The sequence below is a fragment of the Pseudonocardia sp. DSM 110487 genome, assembly GCF_019468565.1.
Taxonomy (GTDB): domain Bacteria; phylum Actinomycetota; class Actinomycetes; order Mycobacteriales; family Pseudonocardiaceae; genus Pseudonocardia.
This window is the reverse complement of record NZ_CP080521.1, coordinates 3432266-3447594: the sequence shown is the minus strand read 5'-3', so window position 1 is coordinate 3447594 and position 15329 is coordinate 3432266. Positions and strand designations below refer to the sequence as shown.

The 15329-nt window shown below is 71.7% G+C and carries 13 protein-coding genes; 11 read left to right on the top strand and 2 right to left on the bottom strand.

Going from position 1 to position 15329, the window contains the following annotated elements:
• Nucleotides 1-12 precede the first annotated feature (12 nt).
• Nucleotides 13-405: a cupin domain-containing protein gene (locus K1T35_RS16090; protein ID WP_220260957.1), complete on the bottom strand. Its 393-nt coding sequence runs from the start codon at nucleotides 403-405 to the stop codon at nucleotides 13-15.
• A gap of 51 nt (nucleotides 406-456) precedes the next feature.
• Here K1T35_RS16090 and K1T35_RS16085 point away from each other — a divergent pair, with 51 nt between their 5' ends.
• The 5 genes from K1T35_RS16085 (at nucleotide 457) to K1T35_RS16065 (ending at nucleotide 8528) form a co-directional block, all read left to right on the top strand.
• A complete protein-coding gene (locus K1T35_RS16085; protein WP_220260956.1) occupies nucleotides 457-768 on the top strand; it encodes an antibiotic biosynthesis monooxygenase in 312 nt (103 codons plus the stop codon).
• 46 nt (nucleotides 769-814) lie between these two features.
• A complete protein-coding gene (locus tag K1T35_RS16080; RefSeq protein ID WP_220260955.1) occupies nucleotides 815-3529 on the top strand; it encodes an alpha/beta fold hydrolase in 2715 nt (904 codons plus the stop codon).
• Nucleotides 3526-4413, top strand: coding sequence for an ABC transporter permease (locus K1T35_RS16075; protein WP_220260954.1), 888 nt, complete (start codon nucleotides 3526-3528; stop codon nucleotides 4411-4413). Before K1T35_RS16080 ends, K1T35_RS16075 begins: the two co-directional genes overlap by 4 nt.
• Before the next feature lie 82 nt (nucleotides 4414-4495).
• Nucleotides 4496-5743 (top strand): amidohydrolase, encoded by a 1248-nt coding sequence (locus K1T35_RS16070; protein WP_220260953.1) that lies wholly within the window; start codon nucleotides 4496-4498, stop codon nucleotides 5741-5743.
• 181 nt (nucleotides 5744-5924) lie between these two features.
• Complete coding sequence (locus tag K1T35_RS16065; protein ID WP_220260952.1) at nucleotides 5925-8528, top strand: LuxR C-terminal-related transcriptional regulator; 2604 nt, start codon at nucleotides 5925-5927, stop codon at nucleotides 8526-8528.
• 45 nt (nucleotides 8529-8573) lie between these two features.
• Here K1T35_RS16065 and K1T35_RS16060 read toward each other — a convergent pair whose 3' ends face one another.
• Nucleotides 8574-8789, bottom strand: a complete 216-nt coding sequence (locus K1T35_RS16060; RefSeq protein ID WP_220260951.1) for a hypothetical protein — start codon at nucleotides 8787-8789, stop codon at nucleotides 8574-8576.
• 323 nt (nucleotides 8790-9112) lie between these two features.
• On the opposite strand from K1T35_RS16060, the gene K1T35_RS16055 reads away from it, so the two are divergent.
• The 6 genes from K1T35_RS16055 to K1T35_RS16030 all read left to right on the top strand — a co-directional run bounded on the left by K1T35_RS16055 (nucleotide 9113) and on the right by K1T35_RS16030 (nucleotide 15281).
• Nucleotides 9113-9328 carry a hypothetical protein gene (locus K1T35_RS16055; RefSeq protein WP_220260950.1) on the top strand — a complete coding sequence of 72 codons (216 nt, stop codon included), beginning with the start codon at nucleotides 9113-9115 and terminating at the stop codon, nucleotides 9326-9328.
• A gap of 75 nt (nucleotides 9329-9403) precedes the next feature.
• Entirely contained in the window at nucleotides 9404-10522 is a 1119-nt protein-coding gene (locus K1T35_RS16050; RefSeq protein ID WP_220260949.1) for an AI-2E family transporter, read from the top strand.
• Complete coding sequence (nhaC, locus tag K1T35_RS16045; RefSeq protein WP_255621959.1) at nucleotides 10519-11988, top strand: Na+/H+ antiporter NhaC; 1470 nt, start codon at nucleotides 10519-10521, stop codon at nucleotides 11986-11988. The genes K1T35_RS16050 and nhaC overlap by 4 nt, the downstream gene beginning before the upstream one ends.
• Nucleotides 11989-12001: 13 nt before the next feature.
• A complete protein-coding gene (locus K1T35_RS16040; protein WP_220260947.1) occupies nucleotides 12002-13417 on the top strand; it encodes a basic amino acid/polyamine antiporter in 1416 nt (471 codons plus the stop codon).
• A gap of 13 nt (nucleotides 13418-13430) precedes the next feature.
• A complete protein-coding gene (locus tag K1T35_RS16035) occupies nucleotides 13431-14708 on the top strand; it encodes an arginine deiminase (RefSeq protein WP_220260946.1) in 1278 nt (425 codons plus the stop codon).
• 87 nt (nucleotides 14709-14795) lie between these two features.
• On the top strand, nucleotides 14796-15281 hold the full coding sequence (locus K1T35_RS16030; protein ID WP_220260945.1) for a DUF1269 domain-containing protein: 486 nt from the start codon (nucleotides 14796-14798) through the stop codon (nucleotides 15279-15281).
• Nucleotides 15282-15329: the final 48 nt, after the last annotated feature.

Genomic DNA, 15329 nt, shown 5'->3' with positions numbered 1-15329 from the left:
GAATCCAGCGTGTCAGGAGGTCGGCGGTTCGTCCTCGCCGGCCGCCTCGGCGGCGTCGGCCTCCTCCTTGGTGCGGTGCACGACTCCGTCGGCGTGATCCGGCGGGCCGTAGACCGTGTACAGGACCAGCGGGTTCGGGCCGGTGTTCACGAAGTTGTGCTTCGTGCCCGCCGGCACGACCACCAGGTCACCCGCCTCAACGGGCTTCGCCTCGCCTGCCACCCGCGCTTCCGCGGTGCCGCTGACGAACGTGAGGATCTGGTCGATGCCCTCGTGCACCTCCTCGCCGATCTCCCCGCCCGGCGGGATCGTCATGATCACGAGCTGGGTGTGCTCACCGGTCCAGAGAACTCGGCGGAAGTCGTCACTCCGCTCCGCGACGGTGGCGATGGTGAAGTGCTCCATGGCTGCTCTGTGCCCCGATCATCGCGGTCCCACTCGTGCGAGGATGCCCACATGGTCCTGGAGATCGCCGACATCGCCGTCCTGCCCGGCACCGAGGAGGAGTTCGCCGCAGCCGTCCGCGAGGGCATCCGCTACGTCTCCGACACCCCCGGCTTCCGCAACGCCCGGCTCACGAAGGGCATCGAGACCCCCGGCCGCTTCGTGCTGCTGGTCGAGTGGGACAGCGTGGAGGCCCACACCGTCGGCTTCCGGCAGTCGGAGAACTACGGCCGCTGGCGCGGCCACATCGGCCCGTTCCTGGACGGCGAGCCCCGCGTGGAGCACTTCGACGAGGTGACGCTTCCGGGTCCAGCTGCGCCCTGAGAGCGCACTGAGGACACTAGGGACAGGCACCCCGTAGCGTCGTCCTGTGCACCTCGCCCGCGGCGCCCGGCCGTCCCAAGTGGCCCTCAGCGTCGTACTCGCCGTGGTGGGCTGCGTGCTGTTGACGGGTGCCGCGCCCGCGGACGTCCGGGTCACCGAGGAGCGCGTCACCACCTCCGACGGCGTCGAGCTGGACACCTCGCTCTACCTGCCGGCCGTCACCCCGGCCCCCGCGGTGCTCATCGCTCACGGCTTCGGCGGGAGCAAGGCATCGGTGGACGCCGACGCCCGCGCGCTCGTGGCACGCGGGTTCGTGGTGCTCACCTGGTCGGCGCGCGGGTTCGGCACGAGCACGGGGCAGATCGCGCTCGACTCCCCCGACCACGAGGTGGCCGATGCCAGTGCGCTCGTCGACCGGCTCGCCTTGCGTCCGGAGGTGCAGCAGGACGGACCGGGCGACCCGCGCGTGGGCGTCACCGGCGGCTCGTACGGCGGCGCGCTCGCGCTGCTGTTGGCGGGGTACGACCCCCGGGTCGACGCGCTCGCCCCGGTGATCACCTGGAACGACCTCGGCCAAGCGCTGTTCCCCAACGCCGCCACCGCGACCGCACCCCCCGCCGACACGCCGGCCGGGGGCATCGCCGCACCCGACGGCGTGTTCAAGAGCGGCTGGGCCGGGATGCTCTTCTCCGCGGGGAACGACCAGACGCAGGGGACAGCGGCGAACCCGTGCGGCAGGTTCACCGCCGAGATCTGTGCCGCCTACACCGAGGCCGCCACCACCGGCCGGATCTCCCCCGCCACGGCGGAACTGCTGCGCCGTTCGTCGCCGGCCACGGTTGCCGACCGGATCACGGCACCGACGCTGCTGGTGCAGGGCGAGCAGGACACGCTGTTCGGCCTCGACCAGGCCGACGCCACGGCCCGGCAGATCGCCGCGGCAGGCGGCCGCGTGAAGGTGGAGTGGTTCGCGGGCGGCCACGACGGCGCCGCCCCGAGCGACGCCGTCCGCGACAGCATCGGTGACTGGTTCGACTTCCACCTCGCGGGCACCGGCGACGACCCGGGCACCGGCTTCTCCTACGTCGTGCAGAGCGGCGTCCGCGCCGGTGCGAACACACCCACCAGCCGCACCCTCGCCGCGCCCGCCTACCCGGGCCTGCCCGGTACCGCGCCGCTCCTCACCACACCGCTCCCCGTGCTGGGCGACCCGCAGCAGATCGTGCACCCCGCGGGCGGCCACCCGGCGGCGATCACCTCGCTGCCCGGCATCGGTGGTGCGCTCGGCTCCGTCGCCGGGCGGATCTCCGCGTTCGCGGCCGACCCGGCGGGCCAGTCCGCCACCTTCCTCACCGCCCCGCTCCCGGCCTCGCTGCTGCTGGCCGGCGCCCCGCGGGTGCAGGTGAGCGTCTCGCGCGTGCCGGGGCAGCCCGCGCAGGCAGAGGCCGTGCTGTTCGCACGGCTCACCGAGCTGTCGCCGGACGGGCGGCGCACCCTGCTCGGCGGCGCCGTCGCACCGATGCGCGTGCCGGTGCCCGCCGACGGATCACCCGCGACGGTCACGGTGGCGCTGCCCGGCGTGGTGGCGCCCGTCGAGTCGGGCAACCAGCTCGCCGTGTCGATCGCAACCACCGACCAGGGCTTCACCGGCCCGGTCGAGCCCGCGGTCTGGCAGGTGGGCATGACCGGCGACCTCACCGTGCCGGTGGTGCCGGGCACCAGCGCCACCGCATCGACCGTGCCGCTCGGGCCGCTCATCGGGATCGTGGCCGTGCTCGCCCTCGCCGCCGCCGGCTGGGTGTTCGCCCGGCTGCGTGGCAGGCGCGACCCGGCCCACTCGACGGACGGCGACGGCCCCCCGCTGGTCGTGACAGGCATCGCCAAGACCTACGCGGGTGGATTCCAGGCGGTGAAGGACGTCTCGTTCACCGTGGAGAAGGGCATCGTGCTCGGCCTGCTCGGGCCCAACGGGGCCGGCAAGACCACCGTGCTGCGGATGCTCATGGGCCTGGTGCGCCCGACGGCCGGCAGCATCAGCGCGTTCGGGGAACCGGTCGGTCCCGGTGCCCCGGTCCTGGCGCGCATCGGCGCGTTCGTCGAGGGCCCCGGCTTCCTCCCGCACCTGTCCGGCCGGGACAACCTGCGCCTGTACTGGTCGGCCACCGGCCGCCCCGCGGCGGACGCGCACGTCGAGGAGGCCCTCGAGATCGCCGACCTCGGCGCGGCGCTCGACCGCCGGGTGGGCACCTACAGCCAGGGCATGCGCCAGCGGCTGGCCATCGCGCAGGCCATGCTCGGGCTCCCCGACCTCCTCGTGCTCGACGAGCCGACCAACGGGCTCGACCCGCCCCAGATCTCGGCGATGCGCGATGTCCTGCGCCGGTACGCGGCACAGGGCCGGACGGTCGTGGTGTCGAGCCACCTGCTCGCCGAGGTCGAGCAGACGTGCTCGCACGTCGTCGTCATGCACCGCGGCGAGGTGGTGGCCGACGGGACGGCCGAGGAGATCATCGCGGGCGGCGGCGCGGCCACCTTCACCGTCGACGCCCCCGAACGGGCCGCGTCGGTGCTCTCCGACCTCGCGGGCGTCCGTTCGGTGGAGGTGATCCACGGTGGCGTGCACGCGGAGCTGAACGGCACCCCGCGCGCCGACGCCGTGCGGGCGCTCGTCACCGCGGGGGTGGAGGTGACGGCGGCCGGCCCGCGCCGGCGCCTCGAGGACGCGTTCCTGCAGCTGGTCGGGGAGGACCGGACACCATGACCGAGCCAGCAACCGAGCCCGCCACCCGCAAGAAGTCCCCGTCGCCGGTGACCCGCCGCGCGTTCCGTCCCGAGCGGACGCTGCCGTTGCGGGTCGAGCTGGAACGCCAGCTGCGCCGCCGCCGGACACAGGTGTTGTTCGGCCTGGTCGTGGTGCTGCCTGTGCTGCTGTGGGTGGCGTTCCAGCTGGCCCCGGACAGCTCGCCGACGGGTTCGCTCACGCTCGTCGACCTCGCCACCAGCAGCGGGCTGAACTTCACCGTGTTCGCGATGTTCGCGTCGTCGTCGTTCCTGCTGGTGGTGGTCGTGGCGCTGTTCTTCGGCGACACGGTTGCGGCCGAGGCGTCCTGGTCGAGCCTGCGTTACCTGCTTGCGGCGCCGGTGCCGCGGGCGCGCCTGCTGCGGCAGAAGGCGGTGGTGGCGGCGGCGCTGTCGCTGGCCGCGCTGCTCCTGCTGCCGGTCGTGTCGCTCACCGTGGGCACCCTCGCCTACGGCGCGGGCGACATGGTGAGCCCGACGGGCGTGTCCCTCGACTACGGGCCCGGCACCGTCAGGGTGCTGTCCGGGGCGCTGTACCTCGCGGTGCACCTGAGCTGGGTGGCGGCACTGGCGATGCTGCTGTCGGTGTCCACCGACGCCCCGCTCGGCGCCGTGGGCGGGGCGGTCATGGTGTCGATCGTGTCGCAGATCCTCGACCAGATCACCGCCCTGGAGGGCCTGCGCGACTACCTGCCCACGCACTTCGACGACGCGTGGTCGGGCCTGCTCAGCGACCCCGTGGACTGGGCCGGCATGACGCGGGGCGCGTTCTCGGCGTTGCTCTACGCGCTGGTGCTCGGCGCGGCGGCGATCTGGCGCTTCCAGCGCAAGGACATCACGAGCTGAGCTCCGTCCCCGCCGATCGGCGGAACCCGACGACGAACCGGTGGCCCTAGGCTCCGGCACAAGACGCGAGGATGGAGGCCACATGGTCGGCGTCGTCGACACCCCGGCCCTGGCCGAGCTCTACCGCGACCTGCACTGCCATCCCGAGCTGTCCTTCCAGGAGCACCGGACGGCCGCGGTCGTCGCCGACCGCCTCGGCGCGCTGGGCTTCGAGACGACGACGGGCGTGGGCGGCACCGGAGTCGTGGGCGTCCTGCGCAACGGGGACGGCCCCACCGCACTGCTGCGGGCCGACATGGACGCCCTGCCGATGCAGGAGAAGACCGGGCTGCCCTACGCGAGCGACGTCCGTGGAGTCGACCACCTCGGCCACGCGGTCGACGTGTTCCACGCCTGCGGCCACGACGTCCACGTCACATGCCTGATCGGCGCTGCGCGACAGCTCGCGGAGGATCGCGGGGCGTGGGCGGGGACGCTGATAACGGTCTTCCAACCCGCCGAGGAGCTCGGCCGAGGGGCCCGGGCGATGATCGACGACGGGTTGTTCGAGCGGTTCGGACGCCCGGACGTCGTGCTGGGGCAGCACGTGGCGCCGTTCCCCGCCGGCTTCCTGGCGCTGCGGCCCGGACCGGCGTTCGCTGCAGCGGACGGGGTGCGGGTCACGATGTTCGGTCGGGGCGGCCACGGCTCCCGTCCGGAGACCACGGTCGACCCCGTGGTGATGGCCGCGGCGACGGTGATGCGGCTGCAGGCGGTGGTATCCCGGGAGGTCGCGGGCACCGATACCGCTGTGGTCACGATCGGAGTGCTGCGCGCCGGCACGAAGGAGAACATCATCCCGGACGAGGCCGAGTTGCGCCTCAGCGTCCGGACGTTCGACCCGCTCGTGCGCGAGCGCGTGCTGGGCGCCATCGAGCGGATCGTCAGGGCCGAGGCCGTCGCGTCCGGGGCGACGCGTGATCCCGAGGTGGTGCTGACCGACGGCTTTCCCGCCGTGGTCAACGACGTCGCGGCGTGTGCACGCACCCGTCCCGCTTTCGAGGCGCTGCTCGGACCGGACCGTGTCGTCGATCCCGGGCTCGTCACCGGCAGCGAGGACGTCGGGTTGCTCGCATCCGGCAGCGGCGCACCGTGTGTGTTCTGGCTGCTCGGTGGCGCCGACCCGGCCCGCTTCGCCGGTGCCACCAGTGCCGACGACATGGCGGCGGTCGTGGCCGACCTGCCGTCGAACCACTCGCCGTTCTACGCCCCGGTGATCGAGCCCACCCTTCGGGTCGGGGTGGCGGCTCTGGTCACCGCCGCGCACGTCTGGCTTCCGAGCGCTCCCTGATCGAGCGCGGCTCTTGCCGCGCGAGCCCCGGACCCGGACACCGGCCGTTGGCGCTGTGCTGGGCTGTTCGGGCGTGGTGCGGATGGCTGACAGGCCTTGTCGCCAGCGTCAGGGTCGGTAGCGTTCTCGGTTCGTCGAAGCCTGAGGGGGGTGGGCTGCGGTGCTCCGTCCGGGAGTGCCCGTGGTGAAGACGGCGGTTCCGCGACCGCCGCCGAGCTACGTGCCGCGCTCCCGGCTGTTGGTCGCGTTGGACGAGGCAGCGGTCGGGCAGGTCACGCTGGTCAGCGCGCCGGCCGGGTACGGCAAGACCCTGCTGCTGGCCGAGTGGGCGGCGCGGCTTCCCGAGCTCACGGCGTGGGTGTCCCTCGACGAGGACGACAACAACGACCGCCGCTTCTGGGCCGCGATCCTCGCCGCGCTCGGCACGTGCGCGGGGGTGCCCGCGGACAACGCGCTGCATGATCTCGCCCTCCCCGGTCTCCCCAGCCGCAACCCCGAGTTCCTCGCCATCGTCGCCGACGCCATCGGAACGGCGCCGGGTCCGCTGCGGCTCGTCCTGGACGACGTCCACGAGCTCACGGCGCCCGACCCGCTGCACGGGCTGGCGTCGCTGGTGCGGGACCGGCCGCCGGGCCTGCACGTCGTCCTGTCCGGGCGCACCGATCCGCCCTTGCCGCTGGCCCGAATGCGCCTGGCGGGTGAGCTGTCCGAGATCCGCGCCGACCGGCTGCGGTTCTCCGTGGCGGAGGCACGGACGATGCTTGCCGCTGCGGACGTCCCCGCCCGCCCCGACCAGGTGCGTCTCCTCGTCGAGGAGACCGAGGGCTGGGCGGCGGGGCTCCGGCTCGCCGCAGTGTCGCTGCGCGAGGCCGAGGACCCCGACAAGTTCCTGGCCGGCTTCGTCGGCAGCGGACGCGCGGTCTCGGACTACCTCGTCGGGGAGATCCTCTCGCGGCTCACGGTGGAGACCCGCGAGCTGCTCGGAGCCGTCAGCGTCTGCGACCAGCTCGCCGCCCCGCTGGCCGCGGCCCTGTCGGGCCGCGAGGATGCCGGGGTCGTGCTCGACTCCCTCGAGCGGGAGACCTCGCTCGTTCTCAGCATGGGCGAGGACCGTCGCTGGTATCGGATCCATCCCTTGCTCAGGTCACATCTGCGGGCGGACCTGCAACGGCGGCGTCCCGACCTGATCTCGCGGCTGCACGGCCGGGCCGCCGACTGGTTCGCCGCTGCCGGGCAACCGGTCCCCGCCCTCGCGCACGCACGCCAGGGCGGGGACGCCGAGCGGGTTGCACAGTTGTTGTGCCAGCAGGCGACCGCGCTCATCGCAGCCGGCGAGCACGCGGTGGTTCGTGAGGCCCTCGAGCAGCTGGGTGATGTCCGCCTCGGCAGCGAGCCCAGGCTCGCACTGGTCGCCGCCCTGGTCGCGACCGAGGCTGGGGCGATCGCGGCGGCCGACGCCCACCTCGCCGACGCCGCGTCGTGGTGGCCACCCGATCCGCCGCCTGACCTGCTCGCCCTGCGCAATCTCGTCCGGTCCCGGCGGGCCATCGTCGCCGGCGATCCGAGCCCACGGACCACCGACGAAACCGGCTTCGGTGCCGCGGCGCACCTGGGACTCGGCGCGATGGCGATGCTGCACGACGCCATCGGGCTGCTGGCCGACGGCCGGCATCACGAGGCGCGCGACGTCGCCGAGACCGCGCTCGCCCAAGCGCGGCAGCAGCACCACATCTACCTCGTTGCGCTCGGACTCATCGTGCTCGGGGCGATCGCCGCCGCGGAAGGCGACTACCGGCGGATGACCACGCTGGCCTCGGCGGCCGACGCGGAGCTCGCCGATTCGACGTGGCGGGCGACCATCGGTGCCGCATGGTCATCCACGATGCGTGCGTACGGGGCGCTGCTGCGCGCCGAGCCTGCCGCGTGCCTCGCGCTGGCTCCGACCGAGATCCCGGGCGGATCACCTCCGCAGCTCTCCGATCAGCTGGTCGTGCTGCGCACCGCCCTGCGCGGGGCCGCGATGTCCGACATCGGGCACAGCGACCAGGGCCTGAACGAGCTCCGGGAAGCACGTGGGGTGGCCGCCGGCCGACCGGGCGCGGCCGAGATCCCCGCGATCGTCGCATTGCTCGAGCACCGCGCCGCGACGGTGCAGGGCCACGGCAGCGTGGCCCGCACCGTCCTGAGATGGGCAGAGGACGAGCTGGGCCCGGTCGGCGAGGTGCTGCTGTTGCGCGCCCGGCAGCTGGCCGGGCTCGGCCGTCCCAGAGCGGCGGGCGATGCCCTCGTCCGGCTGCTGGACGGCGCCGTGCCGGTCGTGCTGCCCTGGACGCTGGTGGAAGGCAGGGTGCTCGGGTGTCAGCTCGCGCTGCGTGGAGAACGCCGCCCCCAGGCCCGTCGGGAACTCGACCACGCACTGGCGCTGTCGGAGACCATGGATGTGCTGCGGCCGCTGGCGACCGGCCCCCCGGAGGTCATCGACCTGCTGACGAGGCACCTGGGCAGCTTCGGTGACCGGGAGACGACAGCGCTGCGGGTACTCGCGGCGCGCAACGCGCTCGGCACCGACACCCAGCCGGTGTCGCTGACCGACCGGGAGCGAGCAGTGCTGACCATGCTGCCCACGCAGCGGTCGTTCGACGAGATCGCTCTCGACCTCACCGTGTCGCACAGCACGGTGAAGACCCACGTCCGCGCGCTCTACGGCAAGCTCGGCGTCAACTCCCGCCGCGACGCGGTGGCCGCGGCGCGCCGGCGCGGCATCCTCGCCCCGGACCCGCCCTGATCCGGCGACCGCATCGTGCGTCCCCTCGCACGAATCGCCGCCGCATCAGCGCTCCAGGTCGGCGACCTGGTTCACGGACACGACGCGCAAGCCCAGGTTCTGGATCAGCGCCAGCACGCCGTGCATGTGGGAATCGTCGATGACCTCCCCGCGGATGATCGTTTCTGGTGGGACGTCGAGCACGGTCATGTCCGGGAACGCTCCACGGGTGTGCTCCGACAGCCGCCCGGCCACCCGGAACTCATAGCATCGCGATGTCACGCTGCGACTCCTTCCCGCGGTGCGTTCTCCGGGCGTCGTGCTGGACCGCAGTGGCGTCACCGTCCTCGGGCCGGCATGCGCCTGCGTCGTCCCCGCAGGATGAGATGGAGGGCGGGTGGCAGGGGCCGGCTCAGCCATCAGCGGGCGGGGTGAACCAGCGGGACTGCTGGTCCCAGCGCTTTCGGACGATGGCGGACACCCGACCTCATCCGGTGCGGACGACGCTCAGGGCGTGGTCACACGAGCATGCTCCTCACGGGTCGTGGCACCCCGCCTGCGAGCGTCGGCACGGCCACGACGTCCATCCGCAAGAGGAGAGCGCCGTGTCCACGCCGACGTCCACGCCACCCGAATCGGACGACGCCCGCGCCGACGGGGTCACATCGGCCGCCACGGGTCCCGCTCCCGTCGGCCGAGAGCGGCGCGCACCATCCGGCGGTCGGTACGGGGCAGGCAGTTGGCCCGTGCTGCTCGTCGTCCGACTGCTCACCGTCTCGATCTTCGGCGCGTTCGCCGCCCGCTCGGCCCGCCGGACCTGAGCCGTGGGCGCGACCACGACCGGTGATCCGGCGACAAGCGATCCGGCACCGCCTCGGCAGCTCGCACCACCGCCGGTGGGAGCGCCGCCGCGACCGAGCGCGCTACCACGAGCCTTCGTCGTCCTCGTCGGTGCCGCGGCGGCCACGGTCGTGGCCGCGGGGGTGCAGGCGACCGCATGGCTGATCGGCCCCGCGTTCCTGGCGCTCGTCATCGTCATCGTGGTCAGGCCGGTGGATCAGTGGCTACGACGCGTCGGCGTACCCGGGTGGCTGTCGACGACCGTTCTGCTGCTGACCGTCTACGCGGTCGTCCTCGTCCTGGCAGGTGTGCTCCTGGTCTCGGTGTCCCGGCTGGCGACGCTCCTCCCCCAGTACGCCTCGTCGGCGAACGCACTCGTGGGTGGGGGCACCAGGGCGCTGCGTGAGCTCGGCGTGGGGCCGGAGCAGCTGCGGGGGATCGCGGGCGAGCTGGACCTACGGAGGATCATCGCGCTCATCGGAGGGCTGCTGGCCGGGCTGGCCGGCCTCGCCGCGAACGTCGTGTTCCTGCTGTCCCTGATGCTGTTCCTCTGCATCGAGTCGTCGGGTGGCGGGGCGCGGATCGCAATGATCGGCCGGGATCGCCCGCGCATCGCCGAGGCGCTCGGTCGCTTCTCCGCGGGAACCCGGCGCTTCCTGGTCGTCACCACCATCTTCGGGCTGGGGCTCGCGGTCCTCGACACCATCGCGCTGGCCATGCTGGGCATCCCGCTCGCGGTGCTGTGGGGACTGCTGGCGTTCATCACGAACTACATCCCCTACGTCGGGTTCTTCCTGGGCGTCCTGCCGCCCGCGATCCTCGCCCTGCTCATCGGGGGTTGGCGGCTGATGCTGGTCGTGATCGTGATCTACACCGTGCTCAACTTCGTCGTCACCTCCCTCGTCCAACCGCACTTCATCGGCGACGCCGTCGGTCTCTCGGTCACCATCACCTTCGTCGGGCTGGTGTTCTGGGGCTGGCTGCTCGGCCCGGTGGGGGCCGTCCTCGCGATCCCGCTGACGCTCCTCGCCAAGGCCCTGCTGGTGGACACGGACCCGCGCGCCGGATGGGCGGACGCGCTGCTGACCTCGTCGGCAGGCGTTCGCGCCGCGCACGTCTCCCCCGCAGCGGAGGAGGCCGAGGAGCGCCGGGATGCCGCACCGTTCACGCCGTGACAGACGCCGTCACCCGTCGGGCCGTACGCGAGCCGTCACTGGCCGATGCCGTCATCCCGCTGGTCGCGCTGGTCGTGCTGATCGGCGGGTCGCTGGCGCTGTTCGGCCTCGACGCGCTCGACGGTCCGATCCAGGTGGCGCTGGTGCTGTGCGCGATGATCGCCGCACTGGTGGTGCTGAAGAACGGGCACCGCTGGGAGGACATCCAGGCCGCAGGCCAGCGCGCGGTCTCCTCGATCACCAGCGCGATCTTCATCCTGCTCGCCGTCGGTGCGCTGATCGGCACCTGGAACCTGTCGGGCACGATCCCGACGCTCGTCTACTACGGGATCCAGGTGCTCTCGCCCACCTGGTACTACGCCGCGACCGCGCTGATCTGCGGGATCATCGCGATGTCGATCGGCAGCTCGTGGACCACAGCGGGCACGATCGGCGTCGGGCTGGTCGGCATCGCGGCGATGCTCGGCATCTCACCGGGAATCACGGCCGGGGCGGTGATCTCGGGTGCCTACCTCGGCGACAAGCTCTCCCCGCTCTCGGAAACCACCGTCCTGACCGCCCAGCTCGTCAAGGTCGACGTCTACGAGCACATCAAGCGGCAGGCCTGGACCTCGGTGCCCGCCTTCGCAATCGGGTTCGTGCTGTTCCTGCTGATCGGCCTGTTCTGGGGGCCCGCGGCGACCGACGTCGGCGACACCGGCAGCGAGCTGAGCGCCATCGGCGACATCTACTGGATCACCCCGCTGAACTTGCTGCCGCTGTTGTTGTTGGTCGTGCTGTCGGTCCGCAAGGCCCCCGCCTCGCTCGCACTGATGGCCGCGGCGCTCTTCGCCGGTGCCCTCGGGGTGTTCACGCAGTACGCGGTCGTGCGCGACTTCGTCGCCGATCCCGGTCTCAACCCGGTGCGCGCCGGAATCACGGCCGTGTGGCAGGCGATGGCGACCGGCTTCTCGATGGACTCGGGCATCGCCGACATCGACCAGTTGCTCTCGCGCGGCGGCATGGACAGCATGCTGCTCACTCTGTGGCTGATCATCGGCGCGGTCACGTTCGGCACGCTGCTCGAGGAGTTCGGGCTGATCGGCCGGCTGATCGATCCGATGATCCGGGCCGCGAAGGGCACCGGCAGGCTGTTCCTGACCGTGTTCGCCACCGCGTTCGGGCTCAACGTCGTCGCAGGCGACCAGTACATCGCCCTCGTCATGCCGGCCAAGGTCTACCGGGCCGAGTTCGCCAAACGCGGCCTGGCCCCGACGAACCTGTCCCGGCTCGCCGCCGACAGCGGCACCGTCACCTCGCCGCTGGTGCCATGGAACTCCTGCGGAGCGTTCATGGGCGCCGTGCTGGGCGTACCGACCCTGGTCTACCTGCCCTTCTGCTTCTTCAACATCGCGAGCCCACTGCTGAGCGTGACCTACGGGTTCACCGGCTTCAAGGTCGAGAAGGCCGAGCCGGCCGACGCATGAGGGGAGTCCCCCGATGACCAGCACCGACGTCAAGGCACAGCAGAAGATGCCGCTGATGACCCTGACCGCGATGGTGGTCGGGTCGATGGTCGGCGCGGGCGTCTTCTCGCTGCCGCGCAACTTCGCGCAGGCCACCGGCGTGCTGGGCGCGGTGATCGCCTGGGTGATCGCGGGCGTCGGCATGCTCATGCTCGCGTTCGTGTTCCAGACCCTCGCGGTCCGCAAGCCGGAGCTCGACGCAGGCGTCTACGCGTACGCCAAGGCCGGGTTCGGCGAGTTCCCCGGCTTCTTCTCCGCCTTCGGGTACTGGGCCAGCGCCTGCGTCGGCAACGTCAGCTACTGGGTGCTGATCAAATCGACGCTCGGCGTGGCCGTCCCCGGGTTCGGGGAGGGCGACACGCTGATCGCGGTGGCCGTCTCGGCGGTCGGAGTCTGGGCCTTCCACTTCTTGATCCTGCGCGGCGTCAAGGAGGCGGCCGCGATCAACAGGATCGTGACGATCGCCAAGCTCGTGCCGATCCTCGTGTTCGTCGTGGTGCTGGCCGTCGCACTGCGGGCCGACGTGTTCGCCGCCAACTTCTGGGGCGAGGACCGGTCGTTCGGCGGGCTGTACGAGCAGGTGCGGGCGACCATGCTGATCACGGTGTTCGTCTTCCTCGGGGTGGAGGGGGCGAGCGTCTACTCCCGGTACGCGCAGAAGCGCTCCGACGTCGGCCGCGCGACCGTGCTCGGCTTCCTCAGCGTGCTCGCCCTGTTCGCCTCCGTGACGCTGCTGTCCTACGGTTCGCTGCCCCGCGGCGACCTGGCCGAGCTGCGGCAGCCGTCGATGATGGGCGTGCTCGAGTCCGTGGTCGGTCCGTGGGGCGCGGGGTTCATCGGCATCGGGCTGATCGTCTCGGTGCTCGGCGCCTACCTGGCGTGGACGCTCATGGCGGCCGAGGTGCTGTTCGTCGCCGCCAAGGACGACGACATGCCGCGTTTCCTCCGGCGCGAGAACGCGCACGGCGTGCCGGTGGCCGCGCTCGTCATGACCAGCGTGCTCATCACCGCCGTGCTGGCGATCACGCTCTTCTCCGACGACGCCTTCACGTTCACGCTCAAGCTCTGCAGCTCGCTCTCGCTGATCCCCTACCTGCTGGCCGCCGGATACGCCCTGCAGATCGGCGCTGCGGGGGGCACCCGCCGCAAGGAGCTGGCGTTCGCCGTGATCGCGGTCGTCTACACCACGTTCCTCATCTTCGCCGCGGGCCTGGAGTTCCTGCTGCTCTCGTTCATCATCTACGCCCCGGGCACGATCTTGTTCGTCATGGCGCGCCGCGAGCAGCACCGGCGCGTGTTCTCCCCGGCGGAGCTGGTCCTGTTCATCGTCGCCGTCGTACTGGCCGTCCTCGGAATCGCCGGGCTCGCCACGGGCCTGATCACCATCTAGGAGGAGCTCACCCATGGCCAACCCGATCCCGACACCCGACTCGGCAACAACCTTCAAAGCAGCTACCTTCGGTGTCCACTCCGAGGTGGGAACACTGCGCAAGGTGCTCGTCTGCGCGCCGGGGCTCGCCCACACCCGCCTGACCCCCACCAACTGCGACGCGCTGCTGTTCGACGACGTCATGTGGGTGCAGAACGCCCGGCGCGACCACTTCGACTTCATGAGCAAGATGCGCGAGCGGGGCGTCGAGGTCGTCGAGCTGCACAACCTGCTCAGCGAGACGATGGCGGTCCCCGAGGCGAAGGCGTGGCTGCTCGACCGCAAGATCGTCCCCAACGAGGTCGGCCTCGGCCTCGTCGACCACACCCGCGCCTTTCTGGAGAGCCTGGACGAGCGGACGCTGGCGGAGTACCTGATCGGCGGCCTGTCCACCGTCGATCTGCCCGACGGCTTCCGGCCGGGCTACATCGCGCTCGCCCGCGAGAGCGCCGGGGTGCCGGAGTACCTGATGCCGCCGCTGCCCAACACGCTCTACACGCGCGACACGACGTGCTGGCTCTACGGCGGCGTGACCCTCAACCCGTTGTTCTGGCCGGCCCGCCAGGACGAGACGCTGCTGATGAAGGCCATCTACACGTTCCACCCCGACTTCGCGGGCGCCACGATCTGGTGGGGCGACCCGGAGCGGGACTGGGGCCTTGCCACGCTCGAGGGCGGCGACGTGATGCCGGTCGGCAACGGTGTGGTGCTGGTGGGGATGAGTGAGCGCTCCTCGCGACAGGCGATCACGCAGCTCGCCGCCGCCCTCTTCGAGAACGAGGCGGCTGAGCGCGTGATCGTCGCGGGGATGCCGAAGCTGCGCGCTGCGATGCACCTCGACACGGTCTTCACCTTCGCCGACCGCGACTGCGTGACGGTCTTCCCGAACATCGTCGACGGCATCCACGCCTTCACCCTGCGCCCTGGCGACCGGGACCCGGTCGAGGTCACCGAGGAGAAGCTCGCCTTCGTCGACGTCGTGGCCGAAGCCCTGAACCTGCCCGCGCTCCGCGTGATCGAGACCGGCGGTGACGCCTACGCCACCGAGCGCCAGCAATGGGACAGCGGCAACAACCTCGTCGCCGTCGAGCCCGGTGTGGTGTTCGCCTACGACCGCAACACCTACACCAACTCGCTCCTGCGCAAGGCAGGAGTCGAGGTCATCACGATCGTCGGCGCCGAGCTCGGCCGCGGGCGCGGTGGTGGGCACTGCATGACCTGTCCGCTGATCCGGGACGAGGTCGACTTCTAGGACGTCTCACCCCCTCCGGAGGAGGCAGGCCGAAGGCCCCAACCAACACGATCGGCGCCACCCGGAGCCCGGCGAAGAAGGAGAGCGATGTCCACCCTTTCCGTGTGGCGCTTCAACACTCCCGACGGCGCCGAGAAGGCCGTCAACACCCTCGAGCGCCTGTCGAAACAGCAGTTGATCACGGTCCACGACGCTGCGACGGTGTCCTGGCCGGCCGACGCGAAGAAGCCCAAGACCCGCCAGCTGCACAACCTGGCAGGTGCCGGCGCGCTCGGTGGCGCCTTCTGGGGCATGCTGTTCGGCCTGCTGTTCCTGGTGCCGCTGCTCGGCGCGGCGATCGGCGCCGCGGCGGGCGCGCTGGTCGGCACCCTCTCCGATGTCGGCATCGACGACGAGTTCATCAAACGGACCCGCGACCAGATCACGCCCGGCACGTCGGCGCTGTTCGTGCTCACGTCCGACGCCGTCCGCGACAAGGTGCAGGACGCCTTCGCAGGCCAGCGTGCCGACCTGCTGTTCACCAACCTGTCCAAGGACCAGGAAGACACCCTGCGGGAGGCCTTCGCCGAGTAGGTCGTGAGCGGATACGCGTGCTGGAGCGCGCGTATCCACTCACGACCC

What these genes read in the sequence shown, in the direction of transcription:
- K1T35_RS16090 (WP_220260957.1), bottom strand. Translation starts at nt 405, where the DNA reads ATGGAGCACTTCACCATCGCCACCGTCGCGGAGCGGAGTGACGACTTC.
- K1T35_RS16085 (WP_220260956.1), top strand. Translation starts at nt 457, where the DNA reads ATGGTCCTGGAGATCGCCGACATCGCCGTCCTGCCCGGCACCGAGGAG.
- K1T35_RS16075 (WP_220260954.1), top strand. Translation starts at nt 3,526, where the DNA reads ATGACCGAGCCAGCAACCGAGCCCGCCACCCGCAAGAAGTCCCCGTCG.
- K1T35_RS16070 (WP_220260953.1), top strand. Translation starts at nt 4,496, where the DNA reads ATGGTCGGCGTCGTCGACACCCCGGCCCTGGCCGAGCTCTACCGCGAC.
- K1T35_RS16040 (WP_220260947.1), top strand. Translation starts at nt 12,002, where the DNA reads ATGACCAGCACCGACGTCAAGGCACAGCAGAAGATGCCGCTGATGACC.
- K1T35_RS16035 (WP_220260946.1), top strand. Translation starts at nt 13,431, where the DNA reads ATGGCCAACCCGATCCCGACACCCGACTCGGCAACAACCTTCAAAGCA.
- K1T35_RS16030 (WP_220260945.1), top strand. Translation starts at nt 14,796, where the DNA reads ATGTCCACCCTTTCCGTGTGGCGCTTCAACACTCCCGACGGCGCCGAG.